Origin of the sequence: Treponema primitia ZAS-2, assembly GCF_000214375.1 — a bacterium.
Lineage (GTDB): Bacteria > Spirochaetota > Spirochaetia > Treponematales > Breznakiellaceae > Termitinema > Termitinema primitia.
Window position 1 is genome coordinate 3,424,723 of record NC_015578.1, and the last position, 15,737, is coordinate 3,440,459.

The 15,737-nt window shown below is 48.0% G+C and carries 18 protein-coding genes; 15 read left to right on the forward strand and 3 right to left on the reverse strand.

Features of this window, described 5'->3' with window-relative positions:
* Positions 1 to 20 precede the first annotated feature (20 nt).
* The 3 genes from dnaE to TREPR_RS14775 are packed head-to-tail and all read right to left on the reverse strand — an operon-like array spanning position 21 to position 4,985.
* Positions 21 to 2,969: a DNA polymerase III subunit alpha gene (dnaE, locus tag TREPR_RS14765; RefSeq protein WP_015709146.1), complete on the reverse strand. Its 2,949-nt coding sequence runs from the start codon at positions 2,967 to 2,969 to the stop codon at positions 21 to 23.
* A complete protein-coding gene (locus TREPR_RS14770) occupies positions 2,962 to 4,179 on the reverse strand; it encodes a DNA polymerase Y family protein (protein WP_015709147.1) in 1,218 nt (405 codons plus the stop codon). Before TREPR_RS14770 ends, dnaE begins: the two co-directional genes overlap by 8 nt.
* 2 nt (positions 4,180 to 4,181) lie before the next feature.
* Positions 4,182 to 4,985, reverse strand: a complete 804-nt coding sequence (locus TREPR_RS14775; RefSeq protein ID WP_015709148.1) for a DUF72 domain-containing protein — start codon at positions 4,983 to 4,985, stop codon at positions 4,182 to 4,184.
* A 111-nt stretch (positions 4,986 to 5,096) separates the two neighbouring features.
* Here TREPR_RS14775 and TREPR_RS14780 point away from each other — a divergent pair, with 111 nt between their 5' ends.
* The 15 genes from TREPR_RS14780 to TREPR_RS14850 all read left to right on the forward strand — a co-directional run bounded on the left by TREPR_RS14780 (position 5,097) and on the right by TREPR_RS14850 (position 15,706).
* Entirely contained in the window at positions 5,097 to 5,720 is a 624-nt protein-coding gene (locus tag TREPR_RS14780; RefSeq protein WP_015709149.1) for a LexA family transcriptional regulator, read from the forward strand.
* Between the two features lie 31 nt (positions 5,721 to 5,751).
* On the forward strand, positions 5,752 to 7,587 hold the full coding sequence (locus tag TREPR_RS14785; RefSeq protein ID WP_015709150.1) for an AAA family ATPase: 1,836 nt from the start codon (positions 5,752 to 5,754) through the stop codon (positions 7,585 to 7,587).
* Between the two features lie 90 nt (positions 7,588 to 7,677).
* Complete coding sequence (locus tag TREPR_RS14790) at positions 7,678 to 8,421, forward strand: hypothetical protein (RefSeq protein ID WP_015709151.1); 744 nt, start codon at positions 7,678 to 7,680, stop codon at positions 8,419 to 8,421.
* A 153-nt stretch (positions 8,422 to 8,574) separates the two neighbouring features.
* Positions 8,575 to 9,042: a JAB domain-containing protein gene (locus tag TREPR_RS14795; protein WP_015709152.1), complete on the forward strand. Its 468-nt coding sequence runs from the start codon at positions 8,575 to 8,577 to the stop codon at positions 9,040 to 9,042.
* Between the two features lie 115 nt (positions 9,043 to 9,157).
* A complete protein-coding gene (locus tag TREPR_RS14800; RefSeq protein ID WP_041611237.1) occupies positions 9,158 to 10,111 on the forward strand; it encodes a DUF932 domain-containing protein in 954 nt (317 codons plus the stop codon).
* Positions 10,112 to 10,198: 87 nt separating this feature from the next.
* Entirely contained in the window at positions 10,199 to 10,747 is a 549-nt protein-coding gene (locus TREPR_RS14805) for a hypothetical protein (protein WP_041611238.1), read from the forward strand.
* A 72-nt stretch (positions 10,748 to 10,819) separates the two neighbouring features.
* Entirely contained in the window at positions 10,820 to 11,044 is a 225-nt protein-coding gene (locus TREPR_RS14810) for a hypothetical protein (RefSeq protein ID WP_015709155.1), read from the forward strand.
* Positions 11,034 to 11,282: a hypothetical protein gene (locus TREPR_RS14815; protein ID WP_015709156.1), complete on the forward strand. Its 249-nt coding sequence runs from the start codon at positions 11,034 to 11,036 to the stop codon at positions 11,280 to 11,282. Before TREPR_RS14810 ends, TREPR_RS14815 begins: the two co-directional genes overlap by 11 nt.
* A 1-nt stretch (position 11,283) precedes the next feature.
* Positions 11,284 to 11,763 (forward strand): DUF1281 family ferredoxin-like fold protein, encoded by a 480-nt coding sequence (locus TREPR_RS14820; protein WP_015709157.1) that lies wholly within the window; start codon positions 11,284 to 11,286, stop codon positions 11,761 to 11,763.
* Positions 11,763 to 12,641, forward strand: coding sequence for a PD-(D/E)XK nuclease family protein (locus TREPR_RS14825; RefSeq protein ID WP_015709158.1), 879 nt, complete (start codon positions 11,763 to 11,765; stop codon positions 12,639 to 12,641). The genes TREPR_RS14820 and TREPR_RS14825 overlap by 1 nt, the downstream gene beginning before the upstream one ends.
* 14 nt (positions 12,642 to 12,655) lie before the next feature.
* Positions 12,656 to 12,865 carry a hypothetical protein gene (locus TREPR_RS14830; RefSeq protein ID WP_015709159.1) on the forward strand — a complete coding sequence of 70 codons (210 nt, stop codon included), beginning with the start codon at positions 12,656 to 12,658 and terminating at the stop codon, positions 12,863 to 12,865.
* Positions 12,865 to 13,062 (forward strand): hypothetical protein, encoded by a 198-nt coding sequence (locus tag TREPR_RS14835; protein ID WP_015709160.1) that lies wholly within the window; start codon positions 12,865 to 12,867, stop codon positions 13,060 to 13,062. The genes TREPR_RS14830 and TREPR_RS14835 overlap by 1 nt, the downstream gene beginning before the upstream one ends.
* 279 nt (positions 13,063 to 13,341) lie before the next feature.
* Positions 13,342 to 14,403, forward strand: a complete 1,062-nt coding sequence (locus TREPR_RS14840; RefSeq protein ID WP_015709161.1) for an ATP-binding protein — start codon at positions 13,342 to 13,344, stop codon at positions 14,401 to 14,403.
* Positions 14,404 to 14,475: 72 nt separating this feature from the next.
* Positions 14,476 to 15,246, forward strand: coding sequence for a hypothetical protein (locus TREPR_RS14845; protein WP_015709162.1), 771 nt, complete (start codon positions 14,476 to 14,478; stop codon positions 15,244 to 15,246).
* 64 nt (positions 15,247 to 15,310) lie between these two features.
* Positions 15,311 to 15,706 carry a single-stranded DNA-binding protein gene (locus TREPR_RS14850; RefSeq protein WP_015709163.1) on the forward strand — a complete coding sequence of 132 codons (396 nt, stop codon included), beginning with the start codon at positions 15,311 to 15,313 and terminating at the stop codon, positions 15,704 to 15,706.
* Positions 15,707 to 15,737: the final 31 nt, after the last annotated feature.

A 15,737-nucleotide genomic window follows, 5' to 3' on the forward strand; every position in this document is an offset into this window, starting at 1 on the left:
TTGTAATACAATCCATACAACTATACCCCCACCACCCGCCCCACCTCCACCGAAACCGCCCCGTTATCCTCACACACCCTTCCATACACCAGCAGCGGCGCCTGGTCAAACAGCAGCCGCCCATACCGCTCATACACCCCAGGAAAAATCACCGTCTCATACAGCGCCGTCTCATCCTCAAAGGTCAGAAAGCTCATAGTAAGCCCGTCCTTAGTCCAGACCTCCTTCTGGGTAACAGGCCACCCCAGAAGGCACACAGACTGCCCAATATATTCCCCAACATACCGCCCCTTAACCCGCCGCAATCCTCTAATCTTATCCTTCCACAGCGCCAGCGGATGCAGCCCCCGCAGAAACCCCAGCGCCCGGTATTCCTCCCATAACTCCTCATCACCCGTTTTCTGCTTCACCGGAGCCGTAGCCAGTACAGCCCCCCCGCCAGTCCGGTAAACCGGGGTAACCTCCGCAGCAAATAATTCATCCTGCCCCTTACGGCTCGCCCCGGTATGTGCCTTCAACAATTCCCGCGCCTGCAACGCCCTGGGCAAGCCCCCGGCAATGCCGTCAAACACCCCCGCAGGGCAGAGCGCGATCACATCATCCCGCCCCAGCCGTACCCGCCGCAGGAAATCTGACAGCGACCGGAACTCCCCGCCCTTTTCCCGCTCAGCAACAATCGCCGCCCCCCCGGAAGCAGACAGCCCCTTAACCGCCATCAGCCCCACAACAACCCGCTTCCCCATGCCGTAGTACCGCCAGCGGCTGGCATTCACATCAGGCCCCTCCACAGCCAGCCCCATCCTCCGGCACTCGGCAATATACGCATGGGGCCTATAATAACCACCTTGGTTACTCAGCACCGCCGCCATAAACTCACCCGGATGGTGAACCCGCAGATACGCCGACTGAAACGACACCATAGCATAGGAAGCCGAATGGGGCTTACAAAAACTATACCCGTCAAAAGACAGCATCATTTCCCAAATCTTTTGTATCACCTCATCAGCAACACCGTTCTTCCTGCACCCTTCAAAAAACTGCTTTTCATAAACAGCCAGCTTAACCCCCGCTTTCTTGGCAATAACCTTCCGCAGTTTATCCGCCTCAACTTCGTCAAACCCCGCCAGGGCAACCGCAGTTTTACTCACATCTTCCTGATAACACAGAATCCCGTAGGTCTCATCCAGGATATACGCCAGCCGTGGATGAAGGGGCGCCCATTCCCCGCCCTTGAGCCGCCTGACATATTCGTTAATAAACTTATTCGCCGCAGGCCGGATAATAGACGAATGGATTACAATATGGGAAAAATCCCCAGCCCCGGTCTTTTTCTGCAACTGCCGCATAGCCGGGGACTCGATATAAAACACCCCCATGGAATCCCCCCGTGCCAGAGCCGCAACAGTAGCCCCATCCTCAACAGGCCGCCATGTATCCCGGTCAATGGCAATGCCCTGTTCCCCCAGATTTGCCAAGGCATCCCGGATAACCGCCAAAGACCTATTCCCCAGCAAATCAATCTTCACAAACCCCGCGCTTTCGGTCCCGTCCTTTTCCCAGCTTAAAAGGGGGTATCCATCCAGAGAACTTTCAATCGGCACATATTTATCTATCCGCTCAGGCGTAATCACCAGCCCCCCGCAGTGCATAGACAGCCCACGGGGCAGCCCTTCAATTTTTTTCGCAATGTCAAGAATTTCCAACCAGAGCGGATCACTCACACCCGATTTATCCCCAAAGTGAAACAACTGTTTTTCAATTTGCGAAATCTCAGCATCCCCAAACCCATAGGCCTTTGCCGCTTCACGAAACGCCGACCGGGGCCTGAACATATTATGGTTTGCCACCCGTGCGCAGTGTTCAGGGCCAAACCGCTCTATCACCCGCTTAATCAGATCGTCCCGTTCATCCCAGGCAAAGTCCACATCAATATCAGGCGGGTCAGGCCGCGCCGGATTCAGAAACCGCTCAAAATACAGCTTGTGCGCCAGGGGATCAACATTGGTAATCCCCAGGGAATAGGACACAATAGACGCCGCCCCCGATCCCCGACCACAGGTCCGGGAAGCCATGCGGACAATATCATCCATCACGAGGAAATAGGGCGCAAACCCCTTGCTGTTGATAATTCCCAATTCATACTCAATCCGCCCCAGCTCAGCGTCCCCCAGTTCCCCATACCGGGCCGCCGCCCCTTCCAGTACCCGGCTATACAATTCCTCCCCAGGCGATAGTTCCGTTGCGTATCCGGGAAAAATCCAATCTTCAAATAGTTCATGGTAAACACAAGCAGCACTAATCTCCTTCGTCCCCTTCACTGCCTCAGGCCATGACCGCAGGCGCCCCTCCAGGGCCGCATCAGAAAGGAGCAAATGGCTGTCTTTTTTTACCGCGTCCCCTTCGCCCAAATTACCCACCGTTTTACCCAGGCCAATAGCCCGTAAAGCCCGGTGAACCGGGTAATCCTCTTTTTCCAAAAACAGTGCAGTATCCAGAAAGGCCAGGGGTATACCAAGCCTGCGGCTGGGGCCAATGGCCCCAAGGGAATCAGGCGTTATTGCCCCATACAAAGCGTTAGCCCGGCCCGCCAAAGCTTCCAAAATAATTTCATCAGATGAAGCCAGAATAAGCCCGGCAGAATTTTGCCGCAGCAATGATACGGGCTTGTAATTTTCCGTATCCCGGTTTCTCATGGTCAGCAGTTCGCAGAGCCGGGAATACCCCCGCCGATCCCGGACAAAGCAATACACCAGCCCCTTATCAGGTACAGTCAGGCAAGCGCCGATAATAGGGCGCACTCCCATTTCCTTAGACTTTTCCAGAATAACCGGAAGCCCGTACAGATTATCCCGGTCAGTAAAACTAATAGTATCAATACCCAGAGCCTTGACCGCTTGTATCAAATCCTCCGGCCTCCGCACCCCATAGAGCAAAGAGTAAGCCGAACAAAGCCCCAGGCGTTCAAGCATTTGAACCCACCGGCAAAGCCAGCGCAGGCCCCCTCCGGGAAGCTACCAACACCGTCCCAGTAGTTAGCATAGCCAGCCCATATTTATTCCGTACCTTATCCGCCGCTTCCTGCAATTTCCGCTGTTTTGTATCTTCCGCTATCTCGAACAAATCAGGCGACCACCCCAAAGGCCGCAGATCCCCCAGGGTCAGCGTAATACTCCGAACCCTCAGCCGCCGCACCACCGCTTTCAGGTACACCCGTTCCGCCGCCCCCGCAATATCCCTATCCGTAACACAAAGCCGCCTGAGTTTTTCCTGCCCCTCCACCCGGACCCCATCAGCGTACACAATGCCCAGAGCCACCGCCCCAGCCCCCCATTTCTGCCCCCGCATTTCAATGCCCCCCGTTTCCGCCAGAAGCATAAGGCCACCCCGGATAACATCAAAATCCAGGGTATCCTCCGCAAGCTCCAAATGTTTTTCTATCCGCCGTTCCCCCAGGAAAGCCGCCACCACCGGGCTATCATCAATACCCCGCGCCGTGTCCCTGAGCCGCCGCCCATGCTTCCCGAAAAGGGCAATCGCCTCCCCGTCAGAAAGGCAAGCCAGCTCCCCAATCTCCCGCAGCCCCGTAACCGCCGCAGTCCGCAAAAGGGACGGCCCCATACCGGGAAGCAAACACAAATCCTGGTGGATCAAAAAATCCGGTTCCCCCCCGGCCTGAATCTGGATAAGCCCCATAGGCCGAATAGTCCGGGTCGCAATCTTGCCAACCAGCTTATTACCCGCCACCGCCGCCGCAGGGCGGATGCCAACCCGTTCCAGCATCTCCCGCAGAATCCGGCTCGCACAATCCGCCGCAGGCCCGAACAGCCGGGCCGTCCCGGTCAGGTCCAAATACAAATTGCCAAATTGGTCATTCTCATAAATCGGCGCATACACCGAAGCAATCTTTTCCAGTTCCCTATTCATAGCCGCATACGAAGCAGGGTCAGGCGCCAACACCGGCAAATCCCTCACCAGCCGTTCCGCAACCGCCAACGCCATACCGGGGCTAATCCCCTCCCGCAGAGCCTCAGGCGAAAGGTCAAGCACCAAAGCCCGCCCCCCCGTAGCCCCGGCAACAACAAAAGGCCGCCCCCGGAGCGCCCCGTCCTTTTGAGCCGCCACCGCCGCCCGGAACCCGATAATATTAAGATGGCAAACCGCCCGGTTTATGTTCCCCATGTTCAGCCCGATATTTCGCCCAATCCCGCCCGTTTCAAAATCTCTAACAGCGTTTGTGCGTTCTGTACCGCCTGCCCCCGCGCATGGTTGTTAAAGTACACCAAAATCCTATCCGCCTGCACTTCGATCCGCCGTATCCGGTCAAGCCAGGCTTCAAGCTCCCGCTCGTTGTACAGGTAGTCATACCGGGCCACCTCATCGGACCCCCACCATGCCCCGGCATTCCGCCCATGGAGCCGGATATACGCAAAGGGCGCCGTAACCACATCCAGAGCCGGGGGCAGCTTCGCCAAATCCGGCATATCCAGCGCCACCAGCGCCGCCCCCTGTTTTCGCATACCCTCGATCATCCTCGCGGTATACCAGTCCGCCACCCGGAATTCCACCGCAAGGGGAACCCCCTGAAAACAAGAAAGCACATCCCGCAAATAGCGCCGATTCTCAGTTGTATAATGGAACGAATAGGGAAACTGGAATAAAACCGCTTCCAGCCTCCCGGCTTGCAGGACCGGTTCTATGGCTTCCCGGTATGTCTCCGCCTCAGCCTTCCAGTTATTGGGGTCAATTTTATGGGTCAGGCTCTGGTGCGCCTTTGCGGAAAAGCCCAAGCCCGGCCCCCCGTCAACCAGCATTTTTGCCAAATTTGCCGCCTTGGGCATGGAATAGTAGGTATAGTCCAGCTCGACCGTGTTAAACCGCTTCGCATACAGGGATAGATAGTCCTCTTTTTTGGTTCCCAGAGGGTACACCGGCCCCAGCCAGTCGGTATAATAAAACCCGCAGGTTCCCACCACAATTTTTGCCATACAATCCTACAAACCCTCTTTACAAATCGGCTAATTGCCTATAAAATTCACTCATGGTGATTAAAATAATCACCGGATTTTAACTGTAGATCAGGGCAATAGAGGCTGTCAATGGAAACCGAGGAAGAACGCTATAATTTTCTTCAAAAACGCTCCGGTTTATCAAAATTGGAGTTTGCCCGGAGCCTGGGGGTATCAAAAGAGCGGGGGTATTCCCTCTCAAAAGGCATTTACCACGCTTCCCGTGAAATTCTGGACAAATTGTCCTCGATATATAACGTCAACCTAAACTGGTTCCTTCTGGGGGAAGGCTCCCCCTTTGAGACCGAAAAAGTCGCTATACGGCTGCTTCGCCAGGAAGCCGCCGCCGGACGGGGCCGGGAGATAGAAGACTATGCCGAGGAGGAGACCCTCAAGCTCCCCCGATCCCTTGTCAGCCCCTACCGCCCGGAAAACTTGCAGGCCGTCTATGTCGCCGGGGATTCCATGATAGGCGAACACATCTACAATGGCGATGCGGTTATTTTTCACCCCGGCCAGACCGAAGGCAACGGCATCTATGTCCTGTCCCTGGACACCGCCCTACTGGTCAAACGGGTGTCCTTTGACGAGCTGCCCCGGTCAGTCTCCCTCATCAGCGCCAACCAAGCCTATCCCCCCCGACAAATAGTAGGGGAAGAACTGGAAAATCTGCGGATTGAAGGACGTGTGGTTACTTGCATTCATAAGGTTTGATGATATAATATGATTCACATAGGGTATTTTAGTGGCAGATAAAATTTCAATTAAGATTAACCAAGATGTACCAGATTCACAAATAAAAAAATGCGAATTTAAATTGCCATATTTTACAATATTAACTGGAAAGAATGGGACAGGGAAGACCCATTTAATAGAAGCAATAAATAATCAAAATTGTACTATTGTAAATGCAAATGACGGTAAAATATGCCAGAAAATAAAATACATCAAATTTGCTGCGTTACGTGCTGATATCAATGAAGTTTACAATTCATCTGAAATTCATAATGTATTCGAAAATATAAAAAATTCATATGATCAAGCGTTAGTAAACCATCCGAATAATCCAGAACCGATTGATATTATTAACGAAACAGTGGGAAATCTTTGTATGAACTTTGGTTACTCTCAAAATAAAATTAACAACTTAACAACTTTATTCGAGAAAGCAATTTTATCATCAGGCGGTAACTTTCGCAAATTAAATATTGATTATATATCAGAAAATTTTGATGTAACCTTATTAGAAAATAATAATGATTTGTTTATAGCAAATATCACAGGGATATTTTCATATTACCATCGAATGGAAATTGTTAATAAATTAAAAAAGATAGAAGCTACTGAAAAAAGGTATTCTAAAAATTTTTATTTATCTGATAGAGAGTTTGTCCAAAAATATGGAAAGGCGCCTTGGGACAGTATTAATACTGTTTTATCAGTGTTAGAATTGCCTTACATGGTAACAAAGCCAGAGCAATATGAAACTGATTTTGTGTTTCACTTAAAATTAAAAGATATTAGTACTGGCATTGAGATTAGTCCTTCAAAACTCTCAACCGGTGAACAAGTCTTAATGTCATTGGCAATGGCTAAATATAATTCAGGCAGAGACTTTGAAAAAATAGATTTGTTGTTGATTGATGAACCGGATGCCGGCCTTCATCCTTCAATGTCAAAAAAAATGATTGAAATATTAAAGCGAGATATAGTCGACAGCGGTATACCTGTAATAATTAGTAGTCATTCACCGACTACTATTGTGGCAGCAGATAATGAAAATATTTATGAAAAAGAACGTGGTATATCAATACCAAAGCAAAGTACCATACAAGAAGCTATTGAAATATTGACAAAAGATATTCCTTTTTTGGAAGTGTCAATGAACCAAACTCGGCAGATTTTTGTAGAAAGTGAATATGATGCATCTTCTTTTGATAAAATATCGCACATTTTCTGCAAAAATTTGAATAGTCTAAATCTTGTATTTCTCCCAACAAAAGGAAAAAAGGAAAATGGGGCAAATTGCGAGAATGTGAAGTTCATTTTAAACAGATGCAAAGATAATCCTAATATTTATGGAATAATTGACGGTGATGCCAAAAGAGAGCAAGCGGATAACAGCAAATTGTTAATATTAGGTAATGGGAAAAGATATGCAATTGAAAATTACATTCTGGATCCTTTGCTAATGGGGTTGTGGTTTATAAAAATTGGTAAAAGGGAACCTTTGCATTTTGATTTGACATTTTCTTCATATGCGGAAACAATGAATAATTTAGATGAAATATCTGCTCAAAAAATCATCAATAAAGTATTGACTGATATTGAAATGATTTCTGGTGAAAAGGTAACATATTTAACATTCAACAATTGGACGTTAAGTATCACAAATGTATTTTGCAAATGTCAAGGCCATGAAGCAGAAGGCGAGAGTTATAGAAAATATGATTTTTTGAATCCTAATATTTCGCAATATAAAGGAGATTATCTTAAAAAAGAAGTTATTAAGAGTATATGGACGGATTGCTATCAGTATTCGCCAAAAGAAATATATGATACATTAAAAAATATTCGTTAGGTAATAAGTGCAAATATCAATTAAGAAGTGTAAAATGACTATGGCAGACGAAAAAAAGTAAGAATACTCAGAGCTATATAGGATTGAATAATGGGATATTCAAAAGGCATTGTTTACTTTATTGATATTCTGGGGTCTAAAAAGAGAATAGATGATTTTGACGGATCATTAAAAATTAATAATATTTTTCATGGGTCTTTATATGATCTAGAAACATTAGCAAATTTTGACTGTGGTGAAAAATATGTTACATCATTTTCGGATTGTGCATATATTATATTTAAAATGAAAGATGAGTATAGTGATGATAAAATGTTTGTAAAATATCTTTATCATAGTTTGGATGAAATTTCAATGTTGATGCGTAATTTTGTTTCCAATAAATTTCTCTGTAGAGGGGGTATCGCAATGGGAAATTTGTATTTTGATGAAACAAAAAATATTATGTTTGGTCCAGCGATAAATAATGTATATGAATTGGAACAAAAAGCAAAAATGCCTCGCTTGATATTTGATGATGATTTGGCAAAAATGCTATTAGATTATGAAACAGAACTTAAGAAAAATGATAAGTATTTTAATATTTTTGTTCGTTATCTTGATATTATAATGAAAGATAATATGGATCATAGATATTTTCTAAATTATCTGGCGGGATCTCCGATGTTGCTAGATAATTCTATCGACTATTATGCCCGACAACAAGAATGGGTTAAAAATATCATTGAAAAAGAACCAGATCATGAAATTGTTGCCAAATATAATTGGCATTTGGATTTTTTAACAACCGTTAAAAATGATTATGTTATAAATCGAGATGAAAGAGATGTTTAAATTAAGCAATATAAAATGAATAAAAATAGTAGTAATACTATTTAAATCGTATCAAACCTCTCCTTCGCCTATATATTACTACTTAGAATAACTTATAAGTTATCCGGGCCGCTCCGTATGGGGTGGCCTTATTCATTTACAGGAGGAATCTCTATGCTCTATGAAATCGTCTCTGAACGGAAAGTGACATACACCACCATAATTAAAAACCCCGACGATATGTACAAGCTTGTGAAACGATACGCCCAGGCAAAAAAAGAGCAGTTTATTGTAGTGACACTTAATACTGCCCATGAACCATTATCAGTCCGTATTGTGAGTACTGGAACTATCAACAGGGCAATCATACATCCACGGGAAGTATTCTACCCGGCTACCCAAGACTTAGCCTCGGCGGTGATTCTTTGCCACAATCACCCTTCGGGCAGCTTAAAGCCGTCCTGCGGGGACAAGGTTATGACTAATAGGCTCATAGCCGCAGGACAAATTATGGGAATCCACATTTTAGATCATCTTATCATTGGAAAATCCGGGTACTTCAGTTTTCGGGAGAATGGCTGTCTGCTGGAAGGTGATGAAATTCTAAAACTGTCTTTGAAAGATTTTGTTGAGGGAACATAAATCTATGATCCTCAGCGCCTTTACCTTCTTTTTAACGGCAGCGTTGCTGTCTGGAAATATCACACAAAGGCCGCCCGATAAAGGCGGTCCATTTCAATTTTGGAGGTGCTTAATTATGGCACATGGAATTATGGAGAACGATTGGATGTTCAGCGGCAAAGGCGTTGTACCCTGGCATGAAATTGGGACAGTGCTGGACGGCGTACTCACTTCGGGCGAAGCTATAAAAGCGGCAAAACTTACCTGGAAGGTTGACCAGATTCCGGTATTTGCTGCTGGTAACTGGGCTGAGGCAATACCGGGTTTTGTGGCAAATGTCAGGAATGACACAAAAGAAGTCCTTGGCATTGTGACCGACCGGTACTGTGTTGCCCAAAACCAAGATGTGTTTGCCTTTGCAGATGAATTGATAGGGACAAACAAGGCAAAATGCACCTATGAAACTGCCGGGAGCCTTTGGAATGGCCGGAGGGTTTTCATGCTGGTGAATATGCCGAAAGGCCGGATAGTGGGTGACGACTACCAGCCCTATCTTTGCCTGTCCAATGCCCATGACGGCACAGCGTCCCTGCAAGTCTTCCTGACCGGTATCAGGGTAGTCTGTAACAATACCCTGACGGCAGCGCTCCATACCGCAAAACGGAAAATATCAATCCGGCATTTGACAAACATGGAACAGCGCAAGGATGAAGCCCTGCGGACCATGGGCGTGGCATCCAAATACTTCCACGATCTTGAAGTATTTGCGTCCATGCTCGCCGGAAAGAAGGTCAACATCACAAAAGTGCTGGACAAACTTTTCCCCGCTTCCAAACAGATGTCCACCCGCCAGGTTAAATCAAACCTTGAAGTAAAGGAGCTTATCAAGACGCTTTTCAAGCAGAAGGATGACCTGCAAAACTTCCGGGGGACGGCATGGGGGGCATACCAGGCAATCGCGGATTACCGCAGCAATGCCGAGCCGAGACGCAAAACAGCGACGTATGCGGATACAAAAATGGCGCGGTTTCTGGACGGCGATGATGTAATGACCCAAGCCCAGGAAATTATCCTGGAGCTTGCTGCATAGCCTATCCATCCCTTCTGCGCCTTTGCGGAAGGGATGCGCATTGCTTAAAGTTTACACGATTAATCTCACAATAAGAAGGAACATACGATGAAACAAGCGATGGTTGATTTCACCCGGCAGGAAGATGTAGCCGAGGATTACCTTACGCCTATGGGGGCTATAGATGTGTTGCAGGAACACCTTTTATGGTTCAGTAGCAAGCGCGTGATTTGGGAGCCCTGCGATCCTGATGGATCATCCAATATTACAAAACAGTTCAGGAAGATAGGGCATACCGTGGTAGCTACCGGGCTACCGGGCGTTGATTTCCTGCAACAGCGGAAACCGCCAAAAGGAACCAAATGCATTGTCACCAATCCGCCGTACTCATTGAAAGATGAGTTTTTGGAAAAATGTTTCAGCTTTGGGATTCCTTTCTGCCTGCTGCTTCCGATAACGGCATTAGAGGGGGTACGGCGAGGCGCGATGTTCCGGGAGCGTGGAATTCAGGTTTTGGTCCTGGACCGGCGCGTGCAATTCATCCCGGGCAGAAGCGTGTACTTCAATACCTCCTGGTTTTGCTGGTCCCCTAAAACAACACTGCTCAAACATGATTTGGTATTCGCCCAATTACCGGAAATCCGGCGGGCAGCCTGAACTTACGCACATTTTCCCGTATCAAAAGCCGCCCGGTCATGGGGCGGCTTAATTTTAGCAAAGGAACAAAGAATGAATGATTCAGTTTATAAATCACACGGTTATGAGGGCCGGGATGAGTATCTTGAAAATCTTGCGGATGATTACGGCGTTGACTCTATGATCATAAACGCGATTGCTGAAATGCTTGGCCCCGATGAAGATTTCGACGGTTTGCTCAGCGATCTTGAGGATTTCGAGTATTTTGGGCTGCTGGACGATTTCCGCAAGAAAGGGGAGGCCGTGAATGGAAACTAGAGGAATCCGTTTTATTAACAGTTCGTATAAAACGCTGTTTACCATCAATGACGGGGATGAAATTGAGATTGGTTTGGATGACGGTTCTGTGGTACATGAGGTCTGTCAGTATATTGATGAATACCACCTGCGGGTTGGGAACAGAGTATTTCATATCTGTGAGTTTGCCGAGCTGCGCGAAAAGCTTCATCAAAGCTATAAGCCGGTTATTAAGCAAACAAATATTAATGGAGGTTAGTATGCCGAACTGGTGCGAAAGCTGCTTGAAAGCGGAAGGTGATAGGAAAGATGTGGATACTTTTCTGTCTGAATGTTTTTCAGCGAATGAGAATAAACGAAAAACTTTAGATTTTGAAAAGATAATCCCTTTAGGGGAACCAGGTGAAGACTGGTATGACCAACATCGTGATAACTGGGGCACAAAATGGAATGTCTCAGATTGTGATATTGATGATGATGGCGGCCCGGTCACCGTCTGGTTTGAAACTGCTTGGTCTCCCCCGATCCCGATACTGGAAGCCCTTACCAAAAAGTATACCGCTCTATCTTTTACGCTGGAATATAACGAAGGCGGCATGGGTTTCAGGGGTGTCTTTGAAAGTCGGCAGGGTGAAGTGATCCGTGATGATAGCTGGGAAATGACCCGCGAGGACATGGTGGAACTCGGTTATCTGGACGTAGATGCAGATGAGGACGAAGAAGCAACAGGAGGCAACTGATGATTATCACAAACAAATTGAAACTTCCGGAGGGGCTGGTAAAAGCAGTTTCTGCGGAACGGCACAATCAGCCGGGGTGTATTTCGGCTACTACGCTTTTACAGGGGATTAAACAAATCATCCTTACCGACCGCCATTGGGAGCATTTGGAGGATGACGTATCAGACCGGGTATGGGCTATCTGGGGCACGGCGGTTCATTCCCTTTTGGAACAGGAAGGGGAGCATGACTTTACCGAACAGGAAATAAGTTACCCCGTAGGTGATATTACCGTTACCGGACGAATCGATAATTACGATATGCAGAACGGTATTATCTGCGATTATAAAACCGCATCGGTCTGGAAGGTTAAGGTAGGGGACTTTGGCGACTGGTACAAGCAGGGAATGATATACGCATGGCTCCTTGCTAAAAACGGATTCACGGTCACCAAGTGCCGTTTTATTACCTTACTGAAAGACCACAGCAAAAGCGAGGCTGCCCGTGACCGCCAGTATCCGGTAAATCCTGTATTTGTCTATGAGTTTGACGTTACCTTTGTGAACCTCATCAAGATAGATACCTTTATCCGCAATAAGGTACGGGAATATGTACGGTGTCAGGAACTTGGGGATAACGATATTCCTCCCTGCACTCCCGATGAACGGTGGGATAAGCCGACTAAATATGCCGTCAAGAAGGATGGGCGAAAAACAGCGGTGCGTGTGTTGGATGACAAAGAAGCGGCGGAGGCTATGGCAGCCGAACTGGGGAAAGGCCACTCTGTTGAAATACGCCCCGGGGAATCCACCAAATGCCAGTCTTACTGTCTTTGCTGCGGGTTCTGTAATTACTACCAGGATTGCGTTAAGGTCCAGGATATCAAGGCGGCAGCGTAATGGGAGGTGCTTCAATGAAGTATGCCATTAAGACCCGGTTTATCTTTGAGGGAACCTTCTTTGTGGGAGCTGAAAACAAATCACAAGCAAAGGAATATGTGGAAAAACATTGCGGCCTTGTACTAGGGGGTGATATTCATTCCTCCCTTTCCTGCGAGGATGTGGATTGGGATTTTCTGGTTCATCCGGAGAAAGTTATCGCCGGGGGAAGGAGGGTTTCTTAATGCTCAGGCTAAAAAGTAAGAAAACAGGAAAATTCATAGAAGCGGATTCAATGGGTACCGTATGGATATTTGAAACCCATTCCGAGGCAGCGTACTTCCTGAAAGCGAATGCGGCAGACCCAAAAGATTTTGTATTTGACCAAATGGAGGAACCGGATGAAAGGGAAAACAATCTATGTTCCCCGGTCGGCACTTAATTTATCTGATGCCGATATACCCTCGGCAGGCCCTCACCCAAGCATAAAAGGGATGAGGAAATTATTTTGGGGCTATGACTGCGATATTGTACGCCAAGGCGCATATATCTTCAAAATAAATAGGCGGCATGGCGAGGGTACTCTTTATCAGCGCCTATATAACCGGCACATGATTTAGCAAGACAGCTTGCGGTATGAGAATCCGGTATGGATTATGCTCAGTACCGAAGTTGAAGTAAGAAGCTGGGTTACTAAGTAACCCGGCAAAGGAGCAGAAAAATGGCTTTTAAGAAAGCGGAGCGCACCCAACTCTATTTGCGGTGCGCGTTATTCGGCCCGTCTGGTTCCGGGAAAACCATGACAGCCTTGCGGATGGCGAAAGGGATTGCCGATACGATGGGCGTTCCCTTTGCGGTCATTGACACCGAAGCCCGGTCAGCGTCCAAATACGCCGACCGGATTCCCTTTGACGTTGACGATCTCGACGGGAAAACCGTTGACCACTACATCGCCGCAATGAACGAATGTGTCAAGGCGGGGTACAAGGTGTTGGTGATTGATTCCCTGTCCCATGCGTGGCGGGAGCTGACCGATGAAGTAGACCGCATCGCCCAAAGCAGCGTGAGCAAAAACACCTTTTCACCCTGGGCGAAGGTAAACCCGAAACAAAAACGGTTTATCGACGCCATCCTTAACTTCCCCGGGCACATCATTGCTACCATGCGGAGCAAGACCGAATGGGTAATCGGGGAAGGGAAGGGCGGGAAGGTTGCGCCGGAAAAGATGGGCTTGGCACCGGAGCAGGGCAAGGGGATCGAATACGAATTTGACCTGCTCATGGAGCTAGACCAGAAACACCAGGCAACCGTAACCAAGGATCGGACCGGCAAGTTTCAGGATGAAATTATTGACAAGCCGGGGGAAGCGTTTGGCGTTGCCCTGTACGATTGGCTTTCAACGGGAACTGCGGTTTCCGCGCCGGAGACGCAAGCTGCCAAAAACGGGAAACCAAAAGCCGGTGATGCCAAAGCGGCCCCTGCCAAAAAGCCCCTTATGGAACAGCCAACAGCCGGCAGCGTAAAAGATCAGGGCAGGAAGATTGTTGATGAAATAGGCGCTATTATTACTGCCATTTCAGAATCCGGGAACCCCTATTTTACTGAAATGGAAAAAGGGGAAGCCCGGAAAATCATTGAATCTATCCACCCTGATGAAACGGGTATCAAGGACTTGGAAGATCTCAAAATGTTCTTAAACGATGAGCTTTCCAAACGCAAATCCGCTGCTGAGCCGAAAGCGGCGGCCCCCGTATCCCCGCCAGCGGCTACCCAAGCTGCATAACCCCCTTCATTGTTTCTCAAGGCCGCCTGTCAATGGCGGCTTCAATTTTAAGTACCCTAGAGGAGGCGCACTATGAGCGCACCAAACATCGTTCCCCGCCCGGTCCTTGACCGGATGGGCTACACCAATCCGTCTATTACCAGGGATTGGAAAAAAATCTTTTCTAAAAAACCGCCCAAGAAAGCGGAGCCTAAACCGGCTGTCAAAACAACGGTGAAGCCGCTTAGAAAGGCCAAGGGCAAAAAGAATGAAGCAAAGCCGGAAACCGCCCCGCTCGTTTTGAACCGCCACGAAAGCCCGGCTGACTTTGAAAAGATAGCCTTTGTCCTTAAAGCCCGTTCAAAAGATGTAAATCGTGCATACCTCGCGGTCCTGCATATCGAGGAAACCCAAACAGGCAGCCGCCTTATCGCCACCGACGGTAAGCGGCTTCACGTTGCCGAGATTAGCAGAAAAATTAAGGGCGGGGATTACAAGCCTGCCCTGACCAAAGACTCTGTCAGTTTTGGTAACCCGGTTGAGGACATCACCTTTCCGAATTGGGCAAGGGTCATTCCGGGAAACACCCGGAAACGGGGAAGCATTGACCTTACTGATACCGGCATGGGAAAAGGCCGCGATCAAACAGAGCGGCTATCCAGGGTGTTTCACAGCTTTGTGAAACAGACCGGGGAGCTTGTCAATATGCGCCATCTTGAAGACCTTTCCAAGAAAAAATGGTCGGTGTATTGCCAGAACGAAAAGGGCGGGGCAATCGTACTGAAAGAAGATGGCGCAGCAGGATCGGTGTTTGCGGTCATCATGCCCCTGCCTGAAACCGATGTTGGCAAGGAAGCCGCATAATGTGCGGTCATTCAAAAGCCTCCCTGGTATGGGGAGGCTTAATTTTGATCAAGGAGCAAGAACCATGAACAACCTCAATTCTATTATCGTCGAAGGCAATCTGACCCGGGACCCTGAATACCATGAAACAGCGAAGGGCACCCCGGTTTGTAATTTCAGCATCGCTACAAACCGCTTCTTTAAGCAGGGCGAAGGGCTGGAAAAGGAGGTGAGCTTTTTCGATGTCGAAACCTGGTCGAAGCTGGCTTTGAGCGTTCAAAACCTGGGGCATAAGGGCCGGGCGGTGCGTGTGGTCGGGCGCTTAAAGCAGGACCGCTGGAATGGGCCTGATGGAAAGCCCCGTTCCAGGATTTCTATTGTGGCGGAGCATGTGGAGTTCAGGAGGGAGTTTAAACAGGACGAATCCGGGGAACAACCGGACACTGTTGATGATGAGGAAAGGTTTGCCGTTTCCTTTTAGGCGAGCGGCATTTATCAGTAAACAGCCGCCC